Source organism: Bacillus sp. ISO11 (assembly GCF_003458115.1).
In the GTDB taxonomy this organism is placed as follows: domain Bacteria; phylum Bacillota; class Bacilli; order Bacillales; family Bacillaceae_G; genus Bacillus_A; species Bacillus_A cereus.
Map to the genome: position 1 here is coordinate 137,636 of NZ_QXCO01000010.1, position 26,816 is coordinate 164,451.

A 26,816-nucleotide genomic window follows, 5' to 3' on the forward strand; every position below is an offset into this window, starting at 1 on the left:
AGTGAAACTTTAATCAGTGGGGTTTTGTTCATCCCCACCGATTATTAGCCTTCACCAATTGGACATTTAGGGGCAGTTAATCTACCACCTAACTTCTTTGCTCAAACTGAATTTTGAGGTGGGAGTTTTACTGCACGGAAAATAGTAGGGTAAATGAAAAGGCAATGAGGAATAGTCCTCATTGCCTTTTAGTTTCTCTTCACTAATTTAATAATCTCATTCACAATAAGTGGAATGATACTTAATAAGAGAACAAATCCCCAATCTCGCATCGTTAATGCATGTACACCGAATATATTTGCAAGGGGCGGGATGGAGATGATACAAACTTGCATAAGAACACCGATAAGAAGGGAGAAGACTAAATATTTATTGGTAAAGATCCCAATTGAAAAAATTGATTTCGTTCTTGAACGCAAGTTAAATGAATGAACGAGCTGAGAAAAACTAAGAACGACAAATGCCATCGTTTGAGCGTGTAATAGAGCATCGTCATCAATTCGTTCTGGGAAAAGAGGGAATAAATTTGTATCTCCAGTATAGAATTTTGCTCCGGCGATAAAAGCTATTAGCGTTAACAGTCCAATGATAACCCCATTGAAAATCAGAAAAGGAATGCTACCACTAAATAAACTTTCTTTCGCATGTCGTGGTTTTTCCTTCATCACATCTGGATTTTCAGGATCAACCCCAAGTGATAATGCAGGAAGTGTATCTGTAATTAAATTCACCCACAAAATGTGAATAGGTCGTAGAGGTGTTGCCCAGCCAAGTAAAATGGCTAAAAATAAAGCGATAATTTCTCCGAAGTTACAAGAGAGTAGGAAGAGGATTGATTTTTTTATGTTACGATAAATATTTCTACCTTCCTCAACAGCCTTCACAATAGATGAGAAATTATCATCTGTTAACACGACATCTGCTGCCCCTTTTGCAACGTCTGTTCCTGTAATGCCCATCGCTACGCCAACATCCGCTTGCTTTAAAGATGGAGCGTCATTGACACCATCACCAGTCATAGAAACGATATTTCCCTTTGCACGCAATGCCTTTACAATTTTTACTTTATGTTCTGGAGAGACTCTGGCGAATACATTTAAATGATTAATTTTGCTTGCTAGCTCTGTATCTGAAATGTTATCTAATTCAGTTCCGATCATAATTTCCGATATTTCTTCAGCAATACCAAGTTCTTTGGCAATTGCAAAGGCGGTATCTTTATGGTCACCAGTAATCATAACTGTGCGAATACCGGCTTTTTTACATTCTTTAATTGAATCTTTCACTTCAGTTCGCGGTGGATCAATCATACCGACAAGACCAATAAAGATAAGGTTTTCTTCAAGATGATTTATATCCATATCGTTTGAATCGTATTGTTTAAATGCGAATGAAAGTACTCTTAAAGCTTCTTGAGACATTGATCCGGCAGCTTCTAATATTTGATTTTTATCAGAATCAGTTAAAATCTCGATTTTGCCGTTTTTAAAAATATGGGTACATCGAGGTAAGAGCTTATCAATAGCGCCTTTCGTCATGCTATAGTAGCTTCCATCGTATGTATGTACGGTTGACATCATTTTACGATCTGAATCGAAAGGTACTTCGTTAACACGTTCATGTATTTTTTCTAAATAATCTTTTTGCATGTTAAAAGTGGTTCCAGCAACGAGAAGTGCAATTTCAGTCGGGTCTCCCGTTTGTGATTCGTTATTATAAGACGCATCATTACATAGCACCATATTTTCTAACAATAGACGTTGCGCATTATTATTTACATTTAAACTTTCTAAGCGATCGTATGTGTTATCACTATAAAAGTGAGTAACGGTCATTTTATTTTGCGTTAACGTACCTGTTTTATCTGAACAAATAATTGTGACAGAACCGAGGGCTTCAACAGCTGGTAGTTTCCGAATGATAACGTTTTGTTTAATCATACGTTGCACACCAATTGCAAGAACGATGGAAACGATAGCTGGCAAGCCTTCTGGAATAGCTGCAACGGCTAAACTAATAGCAGTCATAAACATTTCTAACGTATCCCGGCCTTGTAAAAAACCGATGAGGAACATAATGATACAAATAGCTACAGCGACAAAGCCTAAATATTTTCCGACTTGTGCTAAGCTTTTTTGAAGTGGTGTCATATCATCGTCTGCTTCATGTAAAAGGGTAGCAATCTTACCAATTTGTGAGTTCATTCCAGTTTCAACAGCAACACCGACGCCTCTTCCGTATGTTACAAGAGTAGACATAAAGGCCATGTTTTTTTGATCGCCGAGTGGTACTTGTTCATCACTTTGCATGGAAGGGTGGTAGATTGCATCTTTATCAACAGGGACAGATTCACCAGTTAGAGCAGATTCTTCAACTTTTAAATTTGCGGTTTCAATAAGGCGTAAATCGCATGGGATATATCGTCCGGCATCGAGCATAACGATATCCCCTGGAACGACGTGTTCAGATGGAATTTCTTTTAGTTCACCATGTCTCTTGACGATAGCTTTAGGTGTTGCCATCTTTTTTAGTGCCTCTAAAGCTTGTTCTGCTTTAGATTCTTGGACAACACCGATAACAGCATTTAAAACTACAACAAGCGCGATAATACTGGCATCCGCCCATTCACCTACAAAGGCAGAAATAAGGGCAGCAATAATAAGGACATATACGAGGACGTCATTAATTTGGGCGAAAATACGCTGCCATAAAGTGCGTTTTTGTTTTGTAGCTAATTCATTAGAACCGTATTGCTTTAAACGTTCACTTACAATTTCATCTGTTAAACCGTGTTGTTCGTTTGTTTCTAGGTCAATTAATGTTTGATCTTTCGTCTTACTGTACCAATTGCTCATAAGTAAGCACCTCCAGTAAAAACAGTTAGCAATGGTAGTGTTGCTATTATTTGTGAGTAGTATGTATGGAGAAAAAATCTAAGATGAGGTTCTACTTCTATTGTACAATATTTTACAGTTGGTTGAGGGAAAGAGATGAGTTGTCATGAATTTGTTGGAAATAAAAAAGAGCCTCATATAAGAGAGGCTTTTTTACTTTTTAATTAATGTACCTAATTCTTCTGTAATAGCTTGCATTTCACTAATGCTGAATGTTTCACGTTTCATAACATGATCATAAATGTCACGTAAATCTTCGTACATTTCTTCGTTAAAACTAGCAGCTCTCATCGCTCCAGCATTAACCATACGTAATTTTTCTTTAATAGCTTCGACCATATATTCAACGTTTTCTTCTGACTTTACGGATAAATCCACCGAAGTGTCCCCCTTTAAAATAACATAAGGCTATCTTAACATTTTTTATCATTTTCGTTAATGAATCTTTTCAATCCCATTAAATTAGTAGGGATTTCCTTTATATTTAATAATTGGTTGTTTATACTATAAGTATATATTAAGAAATGCACCAAGAAGGGAAGAAACAAAAGTATGGTTCAAGTATTGTTTGTTTGTCTTGGGAACATTTGCCGTTCTCCGATGGCAGAAGCGATTTTTCAAAATCTTGTCGTAAAAGAGGGACTTGAAGAGAAAATTGTCATTGATTCTGCAGGAACTGGAGATTGGCATGTTGGCCATCCGCCACATAAAGGAACACAAAAAATTTTAAAAGAAAATGCAGTCACTTTTGAAGGAATTAAAGCAAGGCAAGTAGAAAAAGAAGACTTAACAAAGTTTGATTATATTATTGCCATGGACAACAAGAATATAGCAGATTTAAAAAGTTTAGGTAAAACTGGAGGCTATATTGGTAGGCTGTCCGACTTTGTTCCAGACGGTGGCTGGACAGACGTTCCTGACCCTTACTATACAGGGAATTTCCAAGAAGTATATGACCTTGTAACAGAAGGGTGTGCAAAGCTATTAGCTTTCATTCGAAATGAACAAGGAATATGAGGAAGCTTAGAAAGAAATACTTTCTAACATAAGAAATGAAAGGGTGAAGGAATATGGCAAAGAAAAATAATATTGCTCGAAACATTGCGATTGGTGTAGCGGCAGGTGTAGCTGTATCCATGTTAAAGAAAGAAAACCGTGAAAAAGTAAAAAATACAGCAGAAAAAGCAAAAACAAAGATGATTGAAATTGGTGAAAATGCAAAGATCAAAGAAAAAGTGCAAACTGTTACAGATAAAGGACGCGAACTTGCTGATTTCAATGTGGTAAAAGCGAAAGTAGCAGAAATTAAAAAATTAACGCCATCTGTTGTAGAGACGTTAAAAGAAACGAAAGAAATTTTTAGTAAGAAAAAAGTTGAGCCAGAAGAAAAGCCAGAAACGATTGAAATTCAAGCTGTATCTCCAAAGGTAGATGAGCTGAAAGCAGAAGAAGAGCCAGTAGTTGCTGAAGATGGTGGTATGAAAGAAGCGCGTGAATTATTTATGAAAGACTCAAATGCAGTGGAAAAAAAAACTGAAGCGTACATTGAGTTAAAGCAAGATAAAGAAGAGAAGAAAAGCGTTTAAACATATATGAGAAAAATTTTAGAAAAGGTGAGAAGAAATCGTACTTATTCGTTTGGTAAAGATTTATATGACCGGACGATGCGCGATGATGTAGCGGGCTTGGCAGCACAGCTCGCTTATTTCTTCTTGCTTGCAATTTTTCCTGGGCTCGTTTTCTTAATTACGCTTCTTGGATTTATTCCCATTCAAACAGAGGATGTGCTTAGTTTATTAGAGGTTTATGTACCAGATGATGCAATGAACTTAATTGAGGTAAATGTAGATAAAGTTGTAAACCAGCAAAATGGTGGTTTATTATCATTTGGTTTATTATCCATGTTATGGTTTGCCTCAAATGGTGTTAATGCGGTTATGAATGCTTTTAACCGCGCTTATGACGTGAAGGAAACACGTTCTTTTATTACAACAAGAGCGTTATCAATTGTGTTTACATTAGCTATTATTTTTATGATTGTCTTTGCGTTAATTGTTCCGGTATTCGGACAAGTTATTGGAGCAGCAGTGTTTAAAGCACTCGGTTTATCAGATAGTTTTTCTTTCGTGTGGAGCATTACACGATTAGTAGCGAGTTTCTTCGTGCTATTTGCTTTGTTTAGTTTCTTATATACATTTGCCCCAGATCGAAAGTTAAAAAGAAGAGAAGTTATTTCAGGGGCGTTATTTGCTACTGTAGGATGGATTGTGGTATCGTACTCATTTGCTTATTATGTAGATAAGTTTGCGAATTACGCCAATACATATGGTGGTCTCGGTGGTATCATTATTTTAATGTTATGGTTTTACTTAACTGGATGGGTAATTTTACTTGGCGGTGAAATTAATGGTTTACTCCACCATTATAGAACCGGTGACAATAATTCCCGTAATGAATAATGAGCTCTTGTTCCATAATAAAAAGGAACAGGGGGGATATTTCATGAGTAATAATAAAAAGAACCATAATAATAAAAGTAATAATAAACAAAAGAGCAGTTCGCATCCAAAGCATAAAACGAGTAGCAGTGCGAACGGTCATAATAGCTATCATTAAAAAAAACGGGTCCTCTATGAGGGACCCGTTTTATTTGCTGCCTTTTAATAATCGTAAGCCATTCAAAATGACAAGAATCGTACTTCCTTCATGGCCAATAACACCGAATGGAAGAGCTAAAAATTGCAAGAAGTTTGAACAAATTAGCATGGCAATAACGGCTAGCGAAAAGATTACGTTTTGCTTCACAATACGGTTCATTCGTTTTGATAAACGAATTGCTTGGGAAAGACGAGATAGTTCGTTCTTCATCAGTACAACATCCGCAGTTTCTAAAGCTACATCTGTTCCTTCTCCCATTGCGACACCAATGCTAGCAGTAGCTAGTGCAGGTGCATCATTTATACCGTCTCCGACCATTGCTACTGTACCGTATTTTTCTTTTAACTTTTTAATCGTTTCAACTTTTGTTTCTGGTAAACATGATGCGTAATATTCCTTTATATTACTTTCAGAGGCAATTGCTTTTGCCGTTTCTTCATTATCTCCAGTAATCATAATTGCTTCGACACCAATGCTTTGTAATTCACGAATAGCAGCTATTGTTTCTTGGCGAAGCGTATCTTTTAAAGCGATAAGTCCAAGAATGCCTCCCTCATCACTAATATAAACGACAGTTTTACCTTCCTTTTCAAGTGAGGCAGAAATACCATTATGAAATGTTTTTGTTTCTTCACCGATAAAATCAGCTTTACCTATTTTATAAGCGTTGTTTTCGAATATTCCTTTTAGCCCAAAACCAGTTACATCTTCAACCTTTTCAGGTTTTTTTAATGTAATGTCGTACGCATGTTGTGCATATTTAACAATAGATGCAGCCAAAGGATGTGTAGAGTGACTTTCAATGGATGCTGTAATAGAAAGTACTTCTTTTTCTGTCATATTTTCTCGAACATATACATCTGTTACGGTAGGTTTTCCTTCTGTTAATGTTCCTGTTTTATCAAAGGCGATTGCTTTTACTGAAGCGAGGCGTTCTAAATGTATGCCACCTTTAAAGAGAATTCCATTTCTTGCTCCGTTAGAAATTGCAGATAACGTTGCTGGTGTAATGGCAGCAACGAGTGCACAAGGAGATGCGACTACAAGTAAGATCATAGCGCGATAAAACGTTTCATTCCAGCTCCAGTCAAGTAAGAAATGAGGAACGAACATCATAAGCGCAACAACGAGTAGTACACCTTTTACGTATGTTCCTTCAAACTTTTCGATGAATAGTTGTGATGGTGATTTTTCACTTTGTGCACTTTGGACGAGACGGATAATTTTTTGGAATAATGTTTGATCGCTTGGCTTCGTAATTTTAACTTCGATAGCACCACGTAAATTTACAGTACCTGCAAATACTTCATCGCCATGTCTTTTCTCATTTGGAATAGGTTCTCCCGTGATTGCTGCTTCATCAATATTTGTTTCACCGTTATGAATCGTACCGTCAGCGGGAACACGTTCACCTGGTTTAATTAAAATAATGTCGTTAATTTGTAACTCTCCAACAGGAACACGTTCTTCCGTTCCGTTGGAAATGCGTAATGCTTCTTCGGGTTGTAAGTCAAGAAGAGCGGAAATTTCTTTTTGGCTCTTACTTAATGTATAAGATTCCATAGCACCGCTGAGCGCAAAGATAAAGATTAAGATAGCCCCTTCTGCCCAGTAGCCAATAATTGCAGCACCAATAGCTGCAAAGAGCATTAGCATTTCAACATTTAGCTCTTTTTCTTCAATCGTATCTTCAATGCCTTCTTTCGCTTTTGCATATCCACCAACTATATAAGCAAGGATATAGCAAGTAATACCTACATTCATTACATCGTTCTTTGTGAATAACCAGCCAACTAAAATAAAAATACCAGATGCTACTGCAAATACAAGTTCATAATGTTTTTTTAATGTGTCCCATAAAGAGGGATGAGAAATTGGTTCTTTTGACTGTAACGTTTTTACTTCTGAGTTCATTACTACCCGCTCCTTCCGCATTCTTATTGAGAAAAATAATCAAAATCGAAACCCCTATAAAACGACGAAAGCTGCCATCCATAATGGATAGCAGCATTTCTGTTGAATCTGTTTTTAATAGTTCTTATGTTGTAATTATTCTATAGTATATCATATGTTTTTATGAGATGGTACGGTTTTGTTTCAAGTATAAACGGAAAACTTGTGTTTTCGCAACTCCTCTGGTATATATGAATATTGTTCATAAAAAGATCGGAAAGGAAGACAACAAGTGAAGACAGAGAAAATTTTTACCCATCCGATTGGCGTATTTATTGCTGCAATAGTAGCAACTTTTTTATGGGGAAGCGCATTTCCTTTTATTAAATTAAGTTATGTTGAACTTGGAATTCAACCACAAGAAGTTGGAGAGCAAATATTATTTGCCGGTTATCGTTTCTTTTTATCTGGAGTCATGCTCTTATTATTCTTTAAAGTGTTAGGAAAAGATATGAGCTTCAAAAAAGGAACAGGGAAACAGTTAATACAAATTGGTTTATTCCAAACGTTTCTTCAATATATCTGTTTTTACATTGGAATGAGTTATAGTTCAGGAATTGAAGGAGCTATCATTTCAGGAACATCATCATTCTTTCAAATTTTACTCGCCCATTTTTTATATAAAGATGATGCTCTCAATATGAGAAAATTAATTGGGGTATCTATTGGTTTTTGTGGCGTCATTTTAGTAAATGTGCCGAGTGATGGTAGCTTATCATTTCATTTTGGGATCGGAAGCTTATTACTTCTTAGTGCAGCAATGCTGTATTCATATGGAAACATATTAGCAAAAGAAGGTAGTAAAACATTAGATATTGGTTATATGACAGCATACCAAATGATTTTTGGTTCTACAGGATTATTATGTATAGGGGCTTTACAAGTTGGAGTCATGCCATTTACATTTAGTCTACATGCACTACTTATGCTAATTTATTTATCTTTCTTATCTGCAGCTGGTTTTTGCATTTGGAATACAATTATGAAGTATAACAAGGTTGGAAAAGTATCTATGTATATGTTCTTTATACCCGTATTTGGTGTGTTATTATCGAGCATGATTTTAGGTGAAGCAATTCATTCATTTGTGCTACTCGGTTTAGCATGTGTAGCCGCGGGAATCATTGTGGTAAATAGGACACCAGCTAAGCAAAAAATGGAGCAAGAAAAACAAGTAGCATAGAGAGCAGAAAAGCGATTACAATGGAAGAACAGTACTGTTCTTCTTTTTTTATAGAAAAAGGATAATAGACTAAGTGTAACGAAAAAAGATACAAAAAGCATTTATTGAGGAGAAAATATTATGAATCTACTTTACGTGGTGTTAATTGGGCAAATATTTCTTTTTTTTATTGGTGCAATTTATGCAATGGGGCAGACAAAAAGAACGAAAGATAATATGCCGTTACCTTTAGCAATTCGTCTTATTCTTAGTTTTTCTTTAACAGGTAGTGCAATTTGCATATGGTTACAAGATCCATCTGTAGAGTATAGTACGTGGGTTGCACTTGGTATGACTTTATCAACTGTGGGAGATTTGTTTATGGCTGGGCTGATTCCAATTGGTCATCGATTAATTGGAGGGATGGTTACTTTCGCTGTTGCTCATTGTTTTTATGTAAAAGCATTTTTGCAAACAGGAATTTCATGGAATGGTTTTTGGATTGGCTTACTCGTATATGGGCTCTTTCTAATTGTAGGATGGTTCTTCTTTATCCGAAATGATAAACAGGATAAGTTGTTTACGATAGGAGCTCTAATTTACGGATTGTGGGTTGGAGGAATGGCTTGCTTTGCATTCGCCTTATATTATGAAAATACAGGGATATGGTGGATACCAGCGTTTGGTGGCTTACTGTTTGTAATTTCTGATTTCATTATTGGCGTGACAGATATCGGAGGGCGTAAATTGAAGTATGAGCCACTTTGGATTTGGTTTACATATGTAGCTGCTCAAATGTGTATTATATATGTGGGATTATAAAAAGATACTCTCAAAATAGTGGATAGACTATTTTGAGAGTATCTTTTTTGCTTGTTAATTTGATCAGTATTTTTATTTTAAAATTTCTAATATTGTAATTTTATAATTCAGAATTTTGTAGAAAATCATCAGTCGTATTATTTATAATAAAAGTAAAAAGATGATGAGTTGGTGAAATGATGCAAAAGAAAAAAAGTTGGCGTGAATTCTTTGGAACTATTGCAATTGCATGTTTATTGGTGTTTTTGGCGAAATTTTTTGTGTTTTTTCCGACGACTGTAAAAGGAGCATCTATGAGGCCAACGTTGCAAGATGGAGATAAGGTGATTGTTAATAAGTTAGCAAAACAATTTGAAAGCTATGGGAGAGAAGATATTATTGTTGTGAAAACAGATAATTTTTATGTCAAAAGAGTGATTGGATTGCCTGGAGATATAATTGAGATGAGAAATGATCAATTATATGTAAATTCTGAAGTGAAAGATGAAGAGTATTTGGATAGTAATAAAAAACAAGCAGAAAAAAAACTTATGAATTTAACAGAGGACTTTGGACCGATTACAGTTCCTAAAAATAAGATTTTTGTTATGGGAGATAATCGCTTAATAAGTAAAGATAGTAGAAATGGTTTAGGTTTTATTGATAGAGAAGATGTGTTAGGAAAGTTAGCAGGCATTTATTATCCGTTTGAACATATGAAAATAATAAAGTAAAAAAAACCAAGCAAATTTTAGTTTGCTTGGTTTTTTTGTTAAACAGTAGGAGATTCGTTTGATACAAAGATATCTTCATGTTTCTTTGTAGTACTTAAAACAAATTTATGTTGTAGTAATTGTAGTTTAAATAACGCCAAAGGATCATGATATGTTTCTGGATTGCTTCTTAGCGTCGCTAATGTTTGCTCGTCTTCCTGTATCTCAAGTTGAGCTGCATCTACATTTTGTTTCAATATATTAAGTGGATCTTTGAAGAACATCATGATATCACGTTCTAATGCACCTTCAAATACTTCAAATTGAAGGAAGAATTGTTTGGAAATTGTGTGAGCAATTTCTGTATAGTCTTCTGTTTCAATATATTGTTTATATTTGTTGGCGAGCATAGATTGGTTTTTTTGCATATTACCAAATAATTTTCCGGCACTTTTTAAGAAAAACTGTGTCGGTGTAAAGCGTAATAAAATATTGATGTTCGTTACTGTAATTCGATTTGTCATTCGTGCAACATCTCGATTCCAATCATCTAATAATTTGAAATCGCAAGGAAGTTTCATACGTTCTTCTTTATATAATTTATTAAACGTTTCACTCATTTCATCTAAATAAGCTTGAGCTTGAATAAATTCATTATGTGCTGTTTCAATCCATTCTTGAATAGACCCAGTAAATTTAGGAAGAAGTACCTGTTGTACATGCTTTTGAACACGTTCATTCATTGCAGCATTTAATTCTTCATGAACTAGTTTGAAATCACTATCTTCTTGAACAAGATCAGAGCAACTCTGTAATAATTCAGGAATTTGAGAATGTATATCTCGTGTAATTTCTTCTTTCGTTAAAAGATAGGATTCGGTAATAGAGCGAATTTTATCTTTTTCAAGAGCAGTAAGGTTATTAATAAATCCAGTAAGTTTCACCGAGATGTGTTTATTCCAGCGTACGGATTTTACTAATGTATTTTCTAATTCCACACGTTCATTTATGAGATAAGCAATTGTCTTTTGTGTAAACCATATTAGCTTTTCTATACGTTCTTTTTCTATATCGCGTTTTGCAAGATTAGAGAGAATAGATTCTGTTACATCTCCAAGTTGCTGGCTACTCTCTTGCGAAGGAGAGTATGGGAAGAATTGTGCATCTGGAAAATGTACTTTAAGTTTACTAATTAGTTTTTCATTAGTAGTCGTATTATTTGTGTGTAATACGAAGTGAATTTGTAAGTTTGGTACTTGTTCACGTAAAGAAATTAATGTATCAATTTCTTTACTATGCAATGGTGAAGAAGAATTTAATACGTAAACAAGACTATCTGCTGCTTGTAAGTATTCAAAGTATGCATTGTTTTTATCCAATTGCTCTTGAATGGATGGTGTAAGAAGAAATGTAAACTTATTTTTTCTTAAAAACCTACTTGGTAGCTTAATTTCTATACATTTTTTCTCAAGTTCTGACTGAGCAGATGTAGCCGTTATTTGATGGAATTCATCAAGGTTAGGGATATTTCGTATATCTAACTCGGTAAATTCTGTTATTTCAGTTTGACTAGCGTCTTTAAATAGAATAGGAGTTGTTAAAGTTTCAGTTAAGATGTTCTCTCCCAATATTGAATTAACAAATGATGTTTTATCATGGTCACTAGTTCCAGCTATTAGTAGTGGTGTGACATTTAAATCACATAGTTCATGGACTAGTAGCGTAAATTGATGACTTAAATCTACATCATTTTTCTCAGCCCATACAGCGATTGTTTCGAATAAATGAGAAACTGTTTCCATATTTACATCTGCTTCAGCTGATGTATTAGAAAGTAAGGATCCAGCACTTTTTACGAGTAATGATTCTAAAGTTGTAGGTGAGACTTCATTCCATGCTAACACTGCTGCAGAGGCAACTAGAGAATCTTTTGCTTTCGTTAAACTAAACCAATTTGTTAATAAATTTGGTACAAGTCCGTTTAATTCATGCATAAAATGATTTCCGGTAATTAATGCAAAGTATGTTTCTTGATAGCGAGTAGAAATTTCATTCCAATCGTCATTATTGTCTGTTTCAATATGCAAGAATAAATGATTAATACTTTGAATCCAAGGAAGGTATAAGGATTCATGTTGATAGCTATTCCAAAGAGCAATAACAAGCTCTTTAAATTGAGCTTGATCAACAGCATATAGAGCTTTTAAAGACTCATAGAAATATTCAGGCTTAATATTTTTTGTAAATCCTTTGTTTATGTAATTTATTAACGTATCAAACCAGTGTAAAGATTGTGTTCGAATACCTTCTTGAACAGCTAGTTCGATAGCGTTGTTCCAATCTTCTTGTTTTTCATAGAAAGAACGTGCAATTGCAGTAATATTTGGATAATCCGGTTGGAATGCAACAGCTTCACTAATCGTCTTAAAAGCGAGTCCTAAACGATCTTGTTCGATATAAAGAGAAAGAAGTTGTAAGGAAACCTCCATCGTAAGAGTTGTATCTTCCGTTTGAATAGATTGATAAATTTCTTCTGCCTTTGGTAAGAATCCTAGTTCAAAATAAGCATCTGCAATATTTTTTGTCGCCCAAAGTGCAAGAGCATTATTTACTTTTTCCCATTTAAATATAGCTGCTTCAAAATCTTTATTTTGATAATAAAATTCACCTTGAGCAAATCGAATATTAGAAATGTTGGAGAATTCATTTTTAGATTCATTTATATATGCTTCACCGAGTACTTCCGATGCAGGAGTAGAAGTTTCTTCTGTTAAAAATGTTTTATAGTAAACTTTTTGAATAAATTGATTTTCAATGGTCATGTTCGTTCCCCCCTGTATAATTTAGAAAAATGATGTCGTATGTAAAAGGGTGTATGTTCTTTTAATAGGTAGAAGTTGCATTATATAGACCAAACTATGTTTTTGCTAGATATATCATTTTTCTTGAGAGTTAAACCGTTGCGAAAAGTAACTTTCCTTTATTGTAACAAAAAAACACGCATATGAATTTTTATTTTTTATCGGGTTATTTGCGGGCAGTAAGAATCTAATCTCAAAATTGTTGAATGTAAGTAAGTTATGTGGGAGTCGGGATGTCTGTAGAAGCAAGATTGGCATAGGTTAATAATTAGTAGAGGATGAACAAAACTCCCACTGATTAAAGTTTCACTTTATCTCTGTTAAAGGAAAGAATAGAAGTAGAGTTCATTATAAAAACAATGTATAGTGAATATGTATACCATGTTTGCCTTAAAGATAGAAAGGGTACAATGTGGAATAACGATCGTGCATAGGATGTGTCTTCCGAATGGAACAACATATTGGCGAGTTAATCGCGCATTATGGCTATTTTGGAATTGTTATAGCTTTGGCTGGTGGTATTGTCGGATTACCGATACCAGACGAGTTTTTATTGACCTTTGTTGGTTATAATGTTTCAAAAGGAGTTATGTCAGGAACTGCTGCTTTTTTAAGTGGGATGGCTGGTGCGATGTTAGGGATCACGTTAAGCTACATATTAGGTTTAAAACTTGGGCTCCCTGTTTTAAAGAAATATGGGCCGAAAATTAGAATTAAAGAACATCACATTGAAAAAACACATATTTTATTTGAAAAATATGGGCCATTTCTTTTAATGATTGGTTATTTTATACCGGGAGTACGTCATTTAACGGCATATTTTGCTGGGGTATCAAATTTGACACTTTGGCGTTTTTGTTTGTACGCTTACGGTGGTGCGCTCATTTGGATAAGTGTTTTTATTGGGCTTGGCTGGAAGTTAGGCGAGAAGTGGCGCTTCGTTGAGTATAGTTTACATCATTATGGAATATGGATTTTATTAATTTCAGCAGTTGTTACATGTGTTGTATGGTTGTACATAAAGAAAAAGAAAAACCGCTAATAGCGGTTTTTTTAGCTGAAAGCAATAAATAATACACCAGCTGTAATAAAGACTACACCAACACCGGTCATAAAGTTTAACTTTTCACCGAGGATAATCATAGCGAGAATGATAGAAAATACGACGCTTAATTTATCGACAGGAGCTACTTGTGAAACTTTTCCTGTTTTGAGGGCAAGAAAATAAAATAGCCATGACGAAGCACCTGCAACCCCACTTAATGTGATAAATAGCAGTGCTTTTTTATTTAGCAGTACGTCGCCGATATTTTGAAATTTACCTTGTATGATAATAACGCCTATCATAAATAATGCCATAATAATAGATCGAATTGTTGTTGCAACGTTTGCATCGATGCCGTCTAAACCAAACTTTCCAAAAATAGATACAAGGGCAGCAGCAATTGCTGATAATAGTGCAAATAAGAGCCACGAACTCATAGTAAAATTCCTCCAATCTTACAGTATTATACATGAAAATGATTCTCATGTATAAAGTTGAAGCAATTGAGCTTTATAGAAAGCGCGACTTCAACTTAACTTCTTGCTCCACCTGAATTTTAAGGTGGGAGTTTTACTGCCTGTAAATAGTGGGCTAAATAACGAAATAATCCCCACCTTATATTTTTAATAAGGTGGGGATTATTATACTACTCTGCAATTTCCTCATATAAAAAGTACGTTACATTATAAATATGTTCTACTTCATCGTCTGTCATAAACAGTAATTCGTCACGCTCAATCCCTTTTTTCTTTTCAATAAACTCAATCATATTTTTGCGTTCTTCTCTCTTCATCAATTTTATTTCTCCTCTCAATCTGTTTTAATACAGTTTATTTAAGTTACTGCTATTATATAACAGAGTCTTTGGAAAGTTCCACCTATTTTATTATTTTTTTTAAAAGAACTTTTCGACAAAACAAGCCCACCTAAGGGGGGGCTTGTTTTATTTTATAGTCGTAAAAACTCAGGCTCCGTCGTACCCGCACCATCAATGTAATAAATTGTGTCGGGATTGATTTTGATCAATACGTAATTAGGGTCTTCAGGACCGAGTAACCAACGTTTTAAGCTATTATTCCAAAACTTGTTTTTTAATGTTGAGTCTTCCTCGATTGAAGCTAACCCTTCAACTTCAATATAATCTTCATCTAATTTTTTTCCTTCTCGTCCGAGTAGTACATGGACATTAGGATTTTGTTCAATATCTGTTATCTTTTTTGATTGTCGATCTGTTGCAACATATAGTACAAAATCTTCATGGAAAAACATCATAAAGGCGCTATGAGGTTTCTCATTTCGTACTGTAGATAATACACCAGTACGTTGACCTTGAATAATAGTTGCGATTTTTTCTTTTAAGTGCATAATTTTAACCCCTTTTCACAATTTATAATTCTGTCTGTTTAAACAAGATAATTTAAATATCTTTCATACTGTTTTCTTCAATCCGATTTTTTAAACGTAATTGTGATGAAATCGGACAAGTTAGGAGAAGAATAATAATAATATTGAGGAGAAATACATACGATGGAAGGATGAAAAGCATGTTTAATAAAATATTTCTTATAGTAGCGCTTATAGGTGTACCACTATCTGTACTTGGAAAAACACTTCATTGGCCAGAAACAATTATGTTCGCTGTGTATTGTATTACGATTATCGCATTAGCTGGTTTTATGGGGAGAGCAACAGAGAGTCTAGCAATTGTTTCTGGTCCTAGAATAGGCGGGTTATTAAATGCTACTTTCGGTAATGCTGTTGAACTTATCATTTCAATTTTTGCACTTCAAGCAGGGTTAATTGAAGTGGTGTTAGCTTCTTTAACCGGTTCTGTACTTGGAAATTTATTATTGGTAGGAGGGTTATCTTTCTTTGTTGGAGGTCTTAAATACAAAAGACAAAGTTTTAATGTATATGATGCAAGGCATAATTCAGCTTTATTAATATTTGCTGTTGTTGTGGCCTTTGTTATTCCAGAGATCTTTTCAATGAAGATGGACGCTGGCAAGACGTATCAATTAAGTATAGGTGTTTCTATTATTATGATTATCATGTACCTTGCTGCATTACTATTTAAGTTAGTTACGCACCGTGGTGTATATCAACATAAAAGTGACGAAGTAGCGCATGAAGAAGAGCCAGAGTGGTCAAAAGGGAAGGCGCTCCTTATTTTAGCGATAGCAACACTGGCAGTAGCTTATGTGTCAGAGGCACTCGTACATACTTTTGAAACTGTTGCAAAGTCATTTGGTTGGTCAGAGTTATTTATAGGGGTTATTATCGTTGCGATTGTTGGGAATGCAGCGGAACATGCGTCTGCAATTATTATGGCTTATAAAAATAAAGTAAATATTGCAGTCGAAATTGCAATAGGCTCTACATTACAAATCGCCATGTTTGTTGCTCCTGTATTAGTATTGCTATCTATGTTCTTCGCGCAAAGGATGCCTTTAGTATTTACTATACCAGAACTTGTGTCTATGATTACAGCCGTTTTCTTAACGATTGCGATTTCCAATGATGGAGATACAAACTGGTTTGAAGGTGGCACTTTACTAGCGGCGTATGTCATTATGGGAATTGGTTTTTATTTATTATGAAAAATAGGCATAACAATTGCGCTCAGAGAAAACAATAAACGAAGTAGTATATATACCTACATAGGAAGGAGCCAGACAGGTGAAACGAGTATACAGCATATGTCTTTCAACTATGGTCTCGTTTATTTTATTATTTCCTAACATGAGTTTTGCAAAGACAACAGTAGGAACAAAAATGCCTTCATCTGTTTTAAATATTTCAAAAGACAATACATTTCCAAATGATGCGCAAGATTTGCCACGTTTACAACCAAGTAAATTTGCTCAAGAGCTATTGAAAACGGCTAATATTAAAATTGAAAATCCAGACTTAATTCGGATGTTTAATGAAACGACAATTTCAAATGCGCCGCTTGCAGTAGGGTATCGGGCAAAAATTTATTTGGGTCAATGGGCTTTACATTATGAATCAGTAGACACATCGATTAATTGGGAATATAAACAAGTGAATCGAAATGTGTATGATAATCGCGGAGGAGACCGTTTATATCCACTTCGCTATAAGCAAGAAACACAAAAGACGGTTGAAGGCGATTTAACAGCAGATATGAAAGATGCTGCAGATGTGAAAAAAATGATGCTTCTCAAAGCACTTGAAAAAGTACAATTACCCCTTTCGTTTAAAACGACCATTGGTTATGGTACTGGACATGAGCGTGTGTATAATATTAGTCCGAGTCAACTCGGATATTTATACGCTTATACACCAGCAGTAAATGAAAAAGGAAAAGTAACATTTGGAGAAGTGTATCTTGTATTAAAGGGAAATCAAAAAAGACTTGTTGTGAAAAATATTACTTCTCAAGGAATTGGAGCTGCTATTCCAATTCATGATCATTTGTATTTTAAATTCATTTCTTCTTCCCACTCGCAATAACATGAAAAAACGTCAGCTTATAAGCTGACGTTTTTTTATAATGTAATGTTTGCTGTTTTTGATAAGAAATCTTCTGTCGGATAGTAGCTGTTTTTTACAAGAACATTTGGTCCAAGACATTTTACTGCAGGACAGTGACAGCTTAATGATTTTGCAGTTTTTGAAGCGCTCCATTTTTCATACGCTTCTTGTAATGTGTTTGTTTGTATGTTTCCTAGAAGTGGAACATCACCAAAATCAGTAACGATAATATTGCCATCAAAAATATTTACATTTAAGCGTGAACGACCATCTGGATCGTTACGAACAGTTACATTTTTGCTCTCTTGTAACTTTTTAAATGTGGCAATGTCTCGCTCGTCATCGCTACAAGCATAGAAAGGTAAAGTTCCAAATAACATCCATACATTTTCATCGCGAATTTCTAGTAAATGCTCAATCGCATCACGAATTTCAGCTTTTGTTAAAATCTCTAGATTACTCGCGAAGTCACTTGGATACATTGGATGAACTTCATGACGTTTACAGCCCATCTCTTCGACGATTTGGCGGTGAATATGTTCAATATGTGGTAGAGTTCTTTTGTTTAACATTGTTTCGGCAGATACAAGTACACCTGCATCTGATAGAGCCTTACTATTTGTAATCATTCTTTCGAATAATTTTGCACGTTGTTCGTAAGTAGGCTTACGCTCCATCATTGCAAATCCGCCTTCAACGAAGTCATCAATTGTTCCCCAGTTATGAGAGATATGCAATACGTCTAAATAAGGAATAATCTGTTCGTAACGTGCTAAATCTATAGTTAAGTTAGAGTTGATTTGAGTGCGAACGCCTCGTTCATGGGCATATTTTAAGAGTGGTGTTACATAGTTGTCGACGGATTTTTTTGAAAGCATAGGTTCTCCGCCAGTAATACTTAAAGAACGTAAATGAGGAATCTCATCTAATCGTTTTAATAAAAGATCCATCGGAAGCGGATTTGGGTCTTTCGGCTGTAACGTGTAACCAACAGCGCAATGCTCACAGCGCATATTGCATAACGTCGTCGTTGTAAATTCAACATTTGTTAATAGTAGTTTGCCGTACTCTTCAAGGTCCATATACGCTTCCCATGGATCGTAAGAAGGAGTAATCGGCTTCATTTTTTGTGATATCGTCATATGAAATACTCCTTTGACTATTGAAATAACAATTTGTCCATTCTCTATAATAGAAGAATATGTGCTTTTTATAAAGTGAAACTTTTTAGCATGAAAAGAGAGAGGGCTTACATTATAGTGGATGACTGTGACAAAATTGATGAAATTTCATGCCCATAGCAATCGTTTTTGCGGTATAATAAAAGCAACTCGAATTAAAAGGAGAGTGCCTTCATGGGAAAAGCAATTCAAGATAAAGATACACAATTAGTATATTTAAAAGAACGTTTAAATATGTTCATTGAAGTAATTGATACAATTGAACCCGAAGAAGTAGAATTAGAAGATGTAGATCGTCTTCTTGCAATGTTAGATGAATTAGAATTAAAATGTGAGCAATTTAAAAAAGACGAATAATATATTAAAAAGGCTACCAATTCCAATTTGGTAGCCTTTTTCTGTTCGGGTAATAGAAGGACGATAGAAAAAGAGGTATAATCAAGTTGTGAAAAATTTCATTTATGCTCTAATAGCGTGAAATAAATAGCTAAAGAGCATAACAATTGAATTTTCAGCTCATAACGTTTTGGTAGCGTTCACAATTGAGGGGGAAGTAACAATGGAAAAGCTTCAAGAAAGCATGTATCAACTAATTGTTGAAACGTCAACGAACTTACCGAAAGATGTTCGTCGTGCGATTCAACAAGCGAAAGAGCGAGAAAATGCAGGGACTCGTTCTGCGATGGCACTTGGCACAATTACAAATAATATTAAAATGGCTGATGATAACATCTCGCCGATTTGCCAAGATACAGGGATGCCAACGTTTAAAATTTATACACCAGTTGGTGTGAATCAATTAAAGTTGAAGGAAGCTATCTATAATGCGCTTGAGCGGGCGACAAAAGATGGTAAACTTCGTCCCAATTCTGTTGATTCTCTTTTTGGAGATAATAGTGGAAATAATTTAGGACCAGGTACGCCGGTGATTAAGTTTGAACAATGGGAAAAAGATTATATTGATGCACGTTTAATCCTAAAAGGTGGTGGCTGTGAGAATAAAAATATTCAATATAGCTTACCGTGTGAACTAGAAGGACTTGGACGAGCTGGCCGTGATTTAGAAGGGATTCGTAAATGCCTTCTTCATGCAGTATATCAAGCACAAGGGCAAGGATGTAGCGCTGGTGTAATTGGTGTTGGTATCGGGGGAGACCGCACATCAGGTTATGAATTAGCAAAAAATCAATTATTCCGTACATTAGATGATGTCAATCCAGTACCAGAGTTACAACATCTTGAAGAGTACGTATTAGAAAATGCGAACAAGCTTGGCATTGGTACGATGGGATTTGGCGGAGAAACAACTTTACTTGGTTGTAAAATTGGCGTCTATAATCGTTTGCCAGCTAGTTTCTATGTATCTGTTGCGTATAATTGCTGGGCATATCGTCGCCTTGGTGTGAAAATCCATCCTGAAACAGGAGACATTATGGATTGGCTATATCAAGAAGGGGAAGATACACTTCAGCATGAAGTACAAGAAAAAACAGAGCAACGTGAGATTGTATTAGAAGCACCAATTACAGAAGAGCAAATTCGTGAACTTCGCGTTGGTGATGTTGTAACAATTAATGGCATGATGTATACAGGTCGTGACGCAATCCATAAGCATTTAATGGATAATGATTGTCCAGTAGATTTAAATGGACAAATTATTTACCACTGTGGTCCAGTTGTTGTGAAAGATGACAAGGACAATTGGCAAATTAAAGCGGCAGGTCCAACGACAAGTATTCGTGAAGAACCGTACCAAGGCGATATTATGAAGAAATTCGGTATTCGCGCTGTCATTGGAAAAGGCGGTATGGGTGCGAAAACATTAGCGGCTTTAGAAGAACATGGCGGTGTATATTTAAACGCAATCGGTGGTGCAGCGCAATATTATGCTGAATGTATTAAAGAAGTGAAAGATGTTGATTTCTTACAATTTGGTATTCCAGAAGCAATGTGGCATTTACGTATCGACGGGTTTAAAGCAGTTGTAACGATGGACTCTCATGGTAATAGCTTACATGCGGATGTTGATAAAACATCACTTGAAAAATTAGCTAGCTTTAAAGAGCCAGTATTTAAGTAAATAAAAAATGCATCTCGAATGATTCGAGATGCATTTTTTTGGTATATATAGAAAAACATGTTCAGCATGAAAGAATGCGTTGCAACAGAAACTACAAGTACGATTATATATGGAAAGGAGACTATTTATGAAATATAAATGGTTATATATCGGTCTCATTTTTTCAATTATGATGGCACTTGTTCCAGTTTCAGCACTGGCTTATACAAATACTCCACATAACTGGGGAATCCCGCGTCCTAAAAATGAAACAGTACCAGATGCAGGAAAGTTATATACAGATTTACTACAAAAAAATGGCGGGTTTTATTTAGGAGATACGAAGAAAAAAGATATTTATTTAACATTTGATAATGGATATGAGAATGGATACACAGGGAAAATATTAGATGTATTAAAAGAGAAAAAAGTACCAGCAACTTTCTTTGTAACGGGGCATTACATTAAAACACAAAAAGATTTATTGTTAAGAATGAAGGATGAAGGACACATTATTGGAAACCATTCTTGGAGTCATCCTGATTTTACAGCGGTAAATGATGAGAAACTTCGTGAAGAATTAACGAGTGTAACGGAAGAAATTAAAAAAGTAACTGGGCAAAAAGAAGTGAAATATGTACGTCCTCCGCGCGGTGTATTTAGTGAAAGAACGTTAGCTCTTACGAAAGAAATGGGCTATTATAATGTATTTTGGTCACTTGCATTTTTGGATTGGAAAGTGGATCAGCAAAGAGGATGGCAATATGCGCATAATAATGTTATGACGATGATTCATCCAGGATCTATTTTATTACTTCATGCAATATCAAAAGATAATGCAGAAGCACTTGCAAAAATCATTGATGATTTGCGCGAGAAAGGGTATCATTTTAAAAGTCTAGATGACTTAGTAAAAGGCAATCAACCGTAAGCATGTATGCTTACGGTTTTCTCATGCTATAATGATGTGTAAAAAGGATGGGGAAACGTATGTGGAGCGAGCATGTTACGTTAGAGTATCCGTATCATTTTGAAGAAGTATTAAAACGTTTATCTTTTGATCCTCTTAACGTCATTCAATTAGATGAGAAAGTTATTTATATCCCGCTTTGTATAGACGAGGAACAGGTTGTTGTTCGCTTACAAGGGATTGGTACTGTTCAAAATCCACAGTTTTGGATTTCTAGTCAGATAGGAGATCCAGAGAAAGTCATGAAACGAATGAGAGCCATTTTTCATTGGAATGAACCGTTTCAAGATATACAAAATCATTTTTTAAACACATCATTACGTCCACTATTTGAAACATATGCTTATACTCCAATTATTTTAGAATTTGATTATTTTGCTTGTCTGCTTCGCTGTATCATTCACCAACAAATAAATTTGAAATTTGCTACTGTGTTAACAGAACAATTTGTGAAACGGTATGGAACAGAGAAGAACGGTGTATTCTTTTTCCCCACTCCGGAAATAGTAGCAAATATTTCAATAGAAGAATTGAGAGAGCAGAAGTTTAGTCAGCGAAAGGCTGAATATATAGTAGGATTAGGTCGAAGTATTGTCAGTGGTACATTAAATTTAGCGAGTATAGAAAATGGGACGGAAGAAGACATTTCAGCACAATTGTTGCCAATTAGGGGAATTGGTGCATGGACAGTGCAAAACTTTTTAATGTTTGGGCTTGGACGGAAAAATATGTTCCCGAAAGCGGACATTGGGATTCAGCGTGCAGTGCAAGGTATATTTCAATTAGATGATAAACCTGATGATGCATTTTTAGAAAAATTGAAACAAGAGTGTGAACCATACTGCAGTTATGCAGCGTTATATTTATGGAAAAGTATAGAGTAGAGGTGTAATAATGATACAAAAGCAACATGAGAGTAAGTTGGAAGTTGGTCAAACGTTTCCTGTGACAATTAAACGTCTTGGGATTAACGGAGAAGGCGTTGGTTATTTTAAGAGACAAGTTGTTTTCATTCCAGGGGCATTACCAGGAGAAGAAGTTGTTGCAGAAACAACGAAAATTCAGCGTGGCTTCGCTGAAGCGAAAGTGAAAAAAGTTCGTAAAGCTTCACCGCATCGTGTGAAAGCACCGTGTCCAGTATATGAGGAGTGTGGCGGTTGTCAGCTGCAACATTTAGATTATAAAGAACAATTGAATCAAAAGCGTGATATCGTTGTACAAGCATTTGAGAAGTACATGAAAAATAGTATGGAAGAGAAAATTCGTCCAACGCTTGGCATGGAAAATCCATGGCATTATCGTAATAAGAGTCAATTACAAGTGGGGCGTAAAGACGAAAAGGTTATTACAGGGCTATATAAACAAAACTCACATCAGTTAATTGATATCGCTCACTGTATGATTCAACATAAAGCAACGAATGAAGCGACAAAAGTTGTAAGACGTATTTTAGAAAAATTAAATGTTTCTATTTACAATGAGAAAAAACAAAAAGGTTTAGTACGCACAATTGTAACACGTACTGCAGTTCAAACAGGTGAAGTACAAGTTACACTTATTACAACAAAAGAAGAATTACCAAATAAAGAACAATTTATTGCAGAAGTACAAAAACAGATGCCAGCGGTTAAATCAATTATGCAAAATGTAAACTGGCGTAAAACATCTGTTATTTTTGGCGACAAAACATTTAAATTAGCTGGAAAAGAAGTAATTCAAGAAACACTTGGTGATTTATCATTTGAATTATCAGCACGTGCGTTCTTCCAGTTGAATCCAGAGCAAACCGTTGTTTTATATAATGAAGCAAAAAAAGCCGCTGCGTTAACAGGCGATGAGAAAATTGTAGATGCGTATTGTGGCGTTGGTACAATCGGTCTTTGGCTTGCAAATGATGCAGCGGAAGTACGTGGTATGGATGTAATTCCAGAAGCGATTGCAGATGCAAGAAAAAATGCAAAGCGTCACGGATTTACAAATACGAAATATGAAGCAGGTAAAGCTGAACAATGGTTACCGAAATGGGTAAAAGAAGGATGGCGTCCAGATGTAATTGTTGTCGACCCACCACGTACAGGTTGCGATGATAAATTACTGGAAACAATTTTAAAAGTGAAGCCGAAACAAGTTGTGTACGTGTCTTGTAATCCTTCTTCATTAGCACGTGATGTACAAGCATTAATGAAGAGCTATGAAGTGGAGTATGTGCAACCAGTTGATATGTTCCCGCATACAGCTCACGTAGAAAATGTAGTGAAGCTTGTTAGAAAGTAAAGTTTATTAATATTCCCTCATGGTATGAGGGAATATTTTCTATGAAGGAGAATATTATGCATAATTATAAATTAACAATTCAGTACGATGGCGCACGTTTTAAAGGATGGCAACGTCTCGGTAATAACGATAATACAATTCAAGGAAAAATCGAAAGTGTCATATCTGAAATGGTCGGAAAAGAAATTGAAATTATCGGTTGTAGTAGAACAGACGCTGGTGTACATGCTTTGAATCAAGTTGCTAACTTTCAAAGTGATGAGAAGTTAGTGGAACATAAAGTGAAAAAATATTTAAATCAATATTTACCTAATGATATTAGCATTACGAATGTGGAAGAAGTACATGATCGTTTCCATGCTCGTTACAATTCTAAAGCAAAAACATATCTGTATAAAATTTGGAATGAAGAGCATACAAATCCATTTATGCGTAAATACAGCATGCATGTGAATAAAAAATTAAATGTGAAAAGCATGAAAGCAGCTGCGAAACATTTAGTTGGTTCACATGACTTTACTGCTTTTTCAAATGCGAAATCAAAGAAAAAATCTATGGTTCGAGAAGTATATACACTTGATGTGATGGAAGAGGCAGGGTTTGTACAAATTAGAGTAAGTGGTAACGGCTTCCTTCATAATATGGTAAGAAAAATTGTCGGGGCATTAATTGAAGTTGGATTAGGACAATTAGACGCTGAAGCAATTCCAAACATTTTAGAGGAAAAGCAGCGCAATCAAATTAATTGTCTTGCTGAGGCAAGTGGGTTGTATTTAGAGAATGTTGAGTTTTAATGGCAAATAAAAAAATCGGGCTAAGTAGCTCGATTTTTTTAGTATTACGAAGATTTCTCGTTTTTTATACGTAGCTTCAAATTCCAAAAAGCAGCAAGCATAATAGCTGCAAAGGAGCCGCTAATTGTTCCTAATAGCTTTGCATAAGGAAAGCTACTCATATCACCATTAATGAATAACATTATACATAGAACAGCAGGGAGAAGGTATAAGTAGTGTAATAACTTTAATTTTTTATCATTACTCATATATATAGCCCTTTCTAGCATGTTATATGTTTATTATAACATATTTTACCAAGTTATTTTTTGCACTTGGAGACATGTTTATTTCATATGTGTAAATGCAGTTTTTTAATTCGATATTGTAAGTTTTGCCTACTTAATCCTAAAAATTTTGCAGCTTGTGAGATGTTGCCATGATGTTCTTTAAGAATTTGGTTAATGTAGTTCTTTTCCATTTTTTCTATTGTGTGTTTTAAAGTTTTAGGTGCATCAGTATTGTGATTAGTTAGTGCATGTTGCATATTGAATTCTGTTTTTATTCGTTCACGAAAGCGAGTAGGCATATGAAACGCTGTAATGATGGTTTCATCTTCTATCAAGTTCATGGAACCTTCAATTATATGTTCCAACTCCCGTACGTTTCCAGGCCAATCGTATGCATAGAAAAATTCTCTTACATTTACATCTACATCGGTTACATTGAGCCCAAATTGAGTATTATATTTTTCAATAAAGTGCTGAACAAGATCTGGAATATCTTCTTTTCTTTCACGTAAAGGCGGAAGACATAAAGTAACGACGCTTAATCGATAATATAAGTCTTCTCTTAATCGATTATGTGCGATGGCTTCGAAAGGATCTTCATTGATAGTTGCTATAATACGAACATCAATTTCTTTTTCGTGTGTGCCTCCGATTCTTCGTATTGTTTTTTCTTGTATAGCTCGTAGTAACTTCGCTTGAAGTGCTGGACTTAATGAGTTGATTTCATCTAATAACAAAGTTCCTCCGTTCGCTTCTTCGAATAAGCCTGATTTATCTATTGCTCCTGTAAAGGCACCTCGATTTGTGCCAAATAGTAGGCTTTCCATTAAGGTATCAGGTATAGCGGCACAGTTTTGTGAAATAAAGGGTTTGGTTGAACGCTGACTTTCATTATGGATGCTTTGTGCAAATAGTTCTTTACCAGTGCCTGTTTCCCCTACGAGAAGTATGGAGGAAGATGTACGAATTACTCTTTTTCCTTCTGTAATGATTGATTGAATGGCTTCAGAATCACCTATTATGTGATCAAAGGTAAATTTAGTGCTTTGTTTTCGAGAAGGACTTATTTTTATCGTTTGTTTTAAGTTACTAATTTCTTTTGATATTTCAATAGCGCCTTTAATTTTTCCATTTTCTATTATAGGGAAAGTATCGTTAATCGTTGTAATTTCTTGTCCTTTATTGTTAAAATACGTTTGTTTTATATTTTTCTTTGTTTTTCCAAATTTTAATGCCTCTATAAGAGTACTATTTTTATTTTCTTCAAATGCAAATATTTCTAAAGGACTTTTATATAATACATCTAAGCGATCCATTGATTCAATTTCCATCATTTTGCGGTTATAGACAATCGTTTTACTTTCCTCATTAATAATATGAATCCCGATATCGAGTTCATTGAGTAAAGTTTCATATAGCATATTCATTTCAATAATTTGTTTGAAATTAATTTCTTCTGTATGCATGTAACATCTTCTCCTCATTTCACCCTATGAAGACTGACTTTTTATAATTTTATTAAAATTCTTATAAAATCGCAAAAAATTTTTGCTATTTTTCGTTTAAAACTTTTTAAATGATCGAAAAATTTTGCGGTTGTGCACATTTTTTTGTATGAAACTCTCATTTAATACATGAATTAGAGACTTGGTACGTATTTTGCATAAATAATATTCGAAATCTC

25 protein-coding genes are annotated in these 26,816 nt (G+C 34.9%); 15 read left to right on the forward strand and 10 right to left on the reverse strand.

Annotated features, from left to right (window positions below):
* Positions 1–188 precede the first annotated feature (188 nt).
* Both D1166_RS13470 and D1166_RS13475 read right to left on the reverse strand, forming a co-directional pair.
* On the reverse strand, positions 189–2,855 hold the full coding sequence (locus D1166_RS13470; RefSeq protein ID WP_097856037.1) for a cation-translocating P-type ATPase: 2,667 nt from the start codon (positions 2,853–2,855) through the stop codon (positions 189–191).
* Between the two features lie 192 nt (positions 2,856–3,047).
* A complete protein-coding gene (locus D1166_RS13475) occupies positions 3,048–3,272 on the reverse strand; it encodes a DUF1128 domain-containing protein (RefSeq protein WP_000366196.1) in 225 nt (74 codons plus the stop codon).
* 174 nt (positions 3,273–3,446) lie between these two features.
* Between D1166_RS13475 and D1166_RS13480 the strand changes: the two genes are divergently transcribed.
* Genes D1166_RS13480 through D1166_RS13490 form a run of 3 tightly spaced genes read left to right on the forward strand, consistent with a single transcriptional unit; the run spans position 3,447 to position 5,353 of the window.
* Positions 3,447–3,911, forward strand: a complete 465-nt coding sequence (locus D1166_RS13480) for a low molecular weight protein-tyrosine-phosphatase (RefSeq protein WP_097861526.1) — start codon at positions 3,447–3,449, stop codon at positions 3,909–3,911.
* Between the two features lie 53 nt (positions 3,912–3,964).
* Complete coding sequence (locus D1166_RS13485; protein ID WP_001085388.1) at positions 3,965–4,480, forward strand: DUF4075 domain-containing protein; 516 nt, start codon at positions 3,965–3,967, stop codon at positions 4,478–4,480.
* Positions 4,481–4,486: 6 nt separating this feature from the next.
* Positions 4,487–5,353 carry a YihY/virulence factor BrkB family protein gene (locus D1166_RS13490; protein WP_001226536.1) on the forward strand — a complete coding sequence of 289 codons (867 nt, stop codon included), beginning with the start codon at positions 4,487–4,489 and terminating at the stop codon, positions 5,351–5,353.
* A 187-nt stretch (positions 5,354–5,540) separates the two neighbouring features.
* On the opposite strand, the gene D1166_RS13495 is transcribed toward D1166_RS13490, so the two are convergent.
* Positions 5,541–7,466, reverse strand: a complete 1,926-nt coding sequence (locus tag D1166_RS13495) for a heavy metal translocating P-type ATPase (RefSeq protein ID WP_048568171.1) — start codon at positions 7,464–7,466, stop codon at positions 5,541–5,543.
* A gap of 271 nt (positions 7,467–7,737) precedes the next feature.
* Between D1166_RS13495 and D1166_RS13500 the strand changes: the two genes are divergently transcribed.
* From D1166_RS13500 to lepB, 3 genes are all read left to right on the forward strand, one after another.
* Complete coding sequence (locus D1166_RS13500) at positions 7,738–8,688, forward strand: DMT family transporter (protein ID WP_000845729.1); 951 nt, start codon at positions 7,738–7,740, stop codon at positions 8,686–8,688.
* A 120-nt stretch (positions 8,689–8,808) separates the two neighbouring features.
* Positions 8,809–9,489 (forward strand): lysoplasmalogenase, encoded by a 681-nt coding sequence (locus D1166_RS13505; RefSeq protein ID WP_001051073.1) that lies wholly within the window; start codon positions 8,809–8,811, stop codon positions 9,487–9,489.
* Between the two features lie 176 nt (positions 9,490–9,665).
* A complete protein-coding gene (lepB, locus tag D1166_RS13510) occupies positions 9,666–10,202 on the forward strand; it encodes a signal peptidase I (RefSeq protein ID WP_097856038.1) in 537 nt (178 codons plus the stop codon).
* A gap of 38 nt (positions 10,203–10,240) precedes the next feature.
* Here lepB and D1166_RS13515 read toward each other — a convergent pair whose 3' ends face one another.
* On the reverse strand, positions 10,241–13,003 hold the full coding sequence (locus D1166_RS13515) for a tetratricopeptide repeat protein (RefSeq protein WP_097861525.1): 2,763 nt from the start codon (positions 13,001–13,003) through the stop codon (positions 10,241–10,243).
* 487 nt (positions 13,004–13,490) lie between these two features.
* Between D1166_RS13515 and D1166_RS13520 the strand changes: the two genes are divergently transcribed.
* Positions 13,491–14,084, forward strand: a complete 594-nt coding sequence (locus D1166_RS13520; protein WP_000434878.1) for a DedA family protein — start codon at positions 13,491–13,493, stop codon at positions 14,082–14,084.
* An 11-nt stretch (positions 14,085–14,095) separates the two neighbouring features.
* Here the strand turns inward: D1166_RS13520 and D1166_RS13525 are convergent, their stop codons facing one another.
* The 3 genes from D1166_RS13525 to D1166_RS13535 form a co-directional block, all read right to left on the reverse strand.
* The gene (locus D1166_RS13525) at positions 14,096–14,524 is read right to left on the reverse strand and encodes an EamA family transporter (protein WP_000100296.1); all 429 of its coding nucleotides are present in this window, start codon (positions 14,522–14,524) and stop codon (positions 14,096–14,098) included.
* 209 nt (positions 14,525–14,733) lie between these two features.
* A complete protein-coding gene (locus tag D1166_RS13530) occupies positions 14,734–14,880 on the reverse strand; it encodes a BH0509 family protein (protein ID WP_000817786.1) in 147 nt (48 codons plus the stop codon).
* Positions 14,881–15,035: 155 nt separating this feature from the next.
* The gene (locus tag D1166_RS13535) at positions 15,036–15,452 is read right to left on the reverse strand and encodes a pyridoxamine 5'-phosphate oxidase family protein (protein WP_000550220.1); all 417 of its coding nucleotides are present in this window, start codon (positions 15,450–15,452) and stop codon (positions 15,036–15,038) included.
* A 179-nt stretch (positions 15,453–15,631) separates the two neighbouring features.
* Between D1166_RS13535 and cax the strand changes: the two genes are divergently transcribed.
* A complete protein-coding gene (gene cax, locus D1166_RS13540) occupies positions 15,632–16,687 on the forward strand; it encodes a calcium/proton exchanger (protein WP_000482133.1) in 1,056 nt (351 codons plus the stop codon).
* Positions 16,688–16,766: 79 nt separating this feature from the next.
* Entirely contained in the window at positions 16,767–17,564 is a 798-nt protein-coding gene (locus D1166_RS13545) for a YfkD famly protein (protein ID WP_002102695.1), read from the forward strand.
* 35 nt (positions 17,565–17,599) lie between these two features.
* Here the strand turns inward: D1166_RS13545 and yfkAB are convergent, their stop codons facing one another.
* A complete protein-coding gene (gene yfkAB, locus D1166_RS13550) occupies positions 17,600–18,727 on the reverse strand; it encodes a radical SAM/CxCxxxxC motif protein YfkAB (protein WP_000156023.1) in 1,128 nt (375 codons plus the stop codon).
* Positions 18,728–18,940: 213 nt separating this feature from the next.
* On the opposite strand from yfkAB, the gene D1166_RS13555 reads away from it, so the two are divergent.
* The 6 genes from D1166_RS13555 to truA all read left to right on the forward strand — a co-directional run bounded on the left by D1166_RS13555 (position 18,941) and on the right by truA (position 24,863).
* Positions 18,941–19,123, forward strand: a complete 183-nt coding sequence (locus D1166_RS13555) for an SE1561 family protein (protein ID WP_000513558.1) — start codon at positions 18,941–18,943, stop codon at positions 19,121–19,123.
* Between the two features lie 202 nt (positions 19,124–19,325).
* Positions 19,326–20,846 (forward strand): class I fumarate hydratase, encoded by a 1,521-nt coding sequence (fumA, locus tag D1166_RS13560; RefSeq protein WP_097856040.1) that lies wholly within the window; start codon positions 19,326–19,328, stop codon positions 20,844–20,846.
* Positions 20,847–20,973: 127 nt separating this feature from the next.
* Positions 20,974–21,756: a delta-lactam-biosynthetic de-N-acetylase gene (gene pdaA, locus D1166_RS13565; protein WP_000875956.1), complete on the forward strand. Its 783-nt coding sequence runs from the start codon at positions 20,974–20,976 to the stop codon at positions 21,754–21,756.
* Positions 21,757–21,815: 59 nt separating this feature from the next.
* Positions 21,816–22,679, forward strand: coding sequence for a DNA-3-methyladenine glycosylase family protein (locus D1166_RS13570; RefSeq protein WP_097856041.1), 864 nt, complete (start codon positions 21,816–21,818; stop codon positions 22,677–22,679).
* Positions 22,680–22,689: 10 nt separating this feature from the next.
* Complete coding sequence (rlmD, locus tag D1166_RS13575) at positions 22,690–24,069, forward strand: 23S rRNA (uracil(1939)-C(5))-methyltransferase RlmD (RefSeq protein ID WP_000615200.1); 1,380 nt, start codon at positions 22,690–22,692, stop codon at positions 24,067–24,069.
* 56 nt (positions 24,070–24,125) lie between these two features.
* Entirely contained in the window at positions 24,126–24,863 is a 738-nt protein-coding gene (truA, locus tag D1166_RS13580; protein WP_000553118.1) for a tRNA pseudouridine(38-40) synthase TruA, read from the forward strand.
* 44 nt (positions 24,864–24,907) lie between these two features.
* Here truA and D1166_RS13585 read toward each other — a convergent pair whose 3' ends face one another.
* A complete protein-coding gene (locus tag D1166_RS13585) occupies positions 24,908–25,111 on the reverse strand; it encodes a hypothetical protein (RefSeq protein ID WP_000063854.1) in 204 nt (67 codons plus the stop codon).
* Positions 25,112–25,194: 83 nt separating this feature from the next.
* The gene (locus D1166_RS13590) at positions 25,195–26,598 is read right to left on the reverse strand and encodes a sigma-54 interaction domain-containing protein (RefSeq protein WP_000556689.1); all 1,404 of its coding nucleotides are present in this window, start codon (positions 26,596–26,598) and stop codon (positions 25,195–25,197) included.
* Positions 26,599–26,816: the final 218 nt, after the last annotated feature.

Bases quoted from the DNA above. Each gene is read 5' to 3' on its own strand.
- D1166_RS13470 (WP_097856037.1), bottom strand. From the start codon at position 2,855: ATGAGCAATTGGTACAGTAAGACGAAAGATCAAACATTAATTGACCTA.
- D1166_RS13480 (WP_097861526.1), top strand. From the start codon at position 3,447: ATGGTTCAAGTATTGTTTGTTTGTCTTGGGAACATTTGCCGTTCTCCG.
- D1166_RS13485 (WP_001085388.1), top strand. From the start codon at position 3,965: ATGGCAAAGAAAAATAATATTGCTCGAAACATTGCGATTGGTGTAGCG.
- D1166_RS13490 (WP_001226536.1), top strand. From the start codon at position 4,487: ATGAGAAAAATTTTAGAAAAGGTGAGAAGAAATCGTACTTATTCGTTT.
- D1166_RS13495 (WP_048568171.1), bottom strand. From the start codon at position 7,466: ATGAACTCAGAAGTAAAAACGTTACAGTCAAAAGAACCAATTTCTCAT.
- D1166_RS13505 (WP_001051073.1), top strand. From the start codon at position 8,809: ATGAATCTACTTTACGTGGTGTTAATTGGGCAAATATTTCTTTTTTTT.
- lepB (WP_097856038.1), top strand. From the start codon at position 9,666: ATGATGCAAAAGAAAAAAAGTTGGCGTGAATTCTTTGGAACTATTGCA.
- D1166_RS13515 (WP_097861525.1), bottom strand. From the start codon at position 13,003: ATGACCATTGAAAATCAATTTATTCAAAAAGTTTACTATAAAACATTT.
- D1166_RS13520 (WP_000434878.1), top strand. From the start codon at position 13,491: ATGGAACAACATATTGGCGAGTTAATCGCGCATTATGGCTATTTTGGA.
- D1166_RS13525 (WP_000100296.1), bottom strand. From the start codon at position 14,524: ATGAGTTCGTGGCTCTTATTTGCACTATTATCAGCAATTGCTGCTGCC.
- D1166_RS13530 (WP_000817786.1), bottom strand. From the start codon at position 14,880: ATGAAGAGAGAAGAACGCAAAAATATGATTGAGTTTATTGAAAAGAAA.
- D1166_RS13535 (WP_000550220.1), bottom strand. From the start codon at position 15,452: ATGCACTTAAAAGAAAAAATCGCAACTATTATTCAAGGTCAACGTACT.
- cax (WP_000482133.1), top strand. From the start codon at position 15,632: ATGTTTAATAAAATATTTCTTATAGTAGCGCTTATAGGTGTACCACTA.
- yfkAB (WP_000156023.1), bottom strand. From the start codon at position 18,727: ATGACGATATCACAAAAAATGAAGCCGATTACTCCTTCTTACGATCCA.
- D1166_RS13555 (WP_000513558.1), top strand. From the start codon at position 18,941: ATGGGAAAAGCAATTCAAGATAAAGATACACAATTAGTATATTTAAAA.
- fumA (WP_097856040.1), top strand. From the start codon at position 19,326: ATGGAAAAGCTTCAAGAAAGCATGTATCAACTAATTGTTGAAACGTCA.
- pdaA (WP_000875956.1), top strand. From the start codon at position 20,974: ATGAAATATAAATGGTTATATATCGGTCTCATTTTTTCAATTATGATG.
- D1166_RS13570 (WP_097856041.1), top strand. From the start codon at position 21,816: ATGTGGAGCGAGCATGTTACGTTAGAGTATCCGTATCATTTTGAAGAA.
- rlmD (WP_000615200.1), top strand. From the start codon at position 22,690: ATGATACAAAAGCAACATGAGAGTAAGTTGGAAGTTGGTCAAACGTTT.
- truA (WP_000553118.1), top strand. From the start codon at position 24,126: ATGCATAATTATAAATTAACAATTCAGTACGATGGCGCACGTTTTAAA.
- D1166_RS13585 (WP_000063854.1), bottom strand. From the start codon at position 25,111: ATGAGTAATGATAAAAAATTAAAGTTATTACACTACTTATACCTTCTC.
- D1166_RS13590 (WP_000556689.1), bottom strand. From the start codon at position 26,598: ATGCATACAGAAGAAATTAATTTCAAACAAATTATTGAAATGAATATG.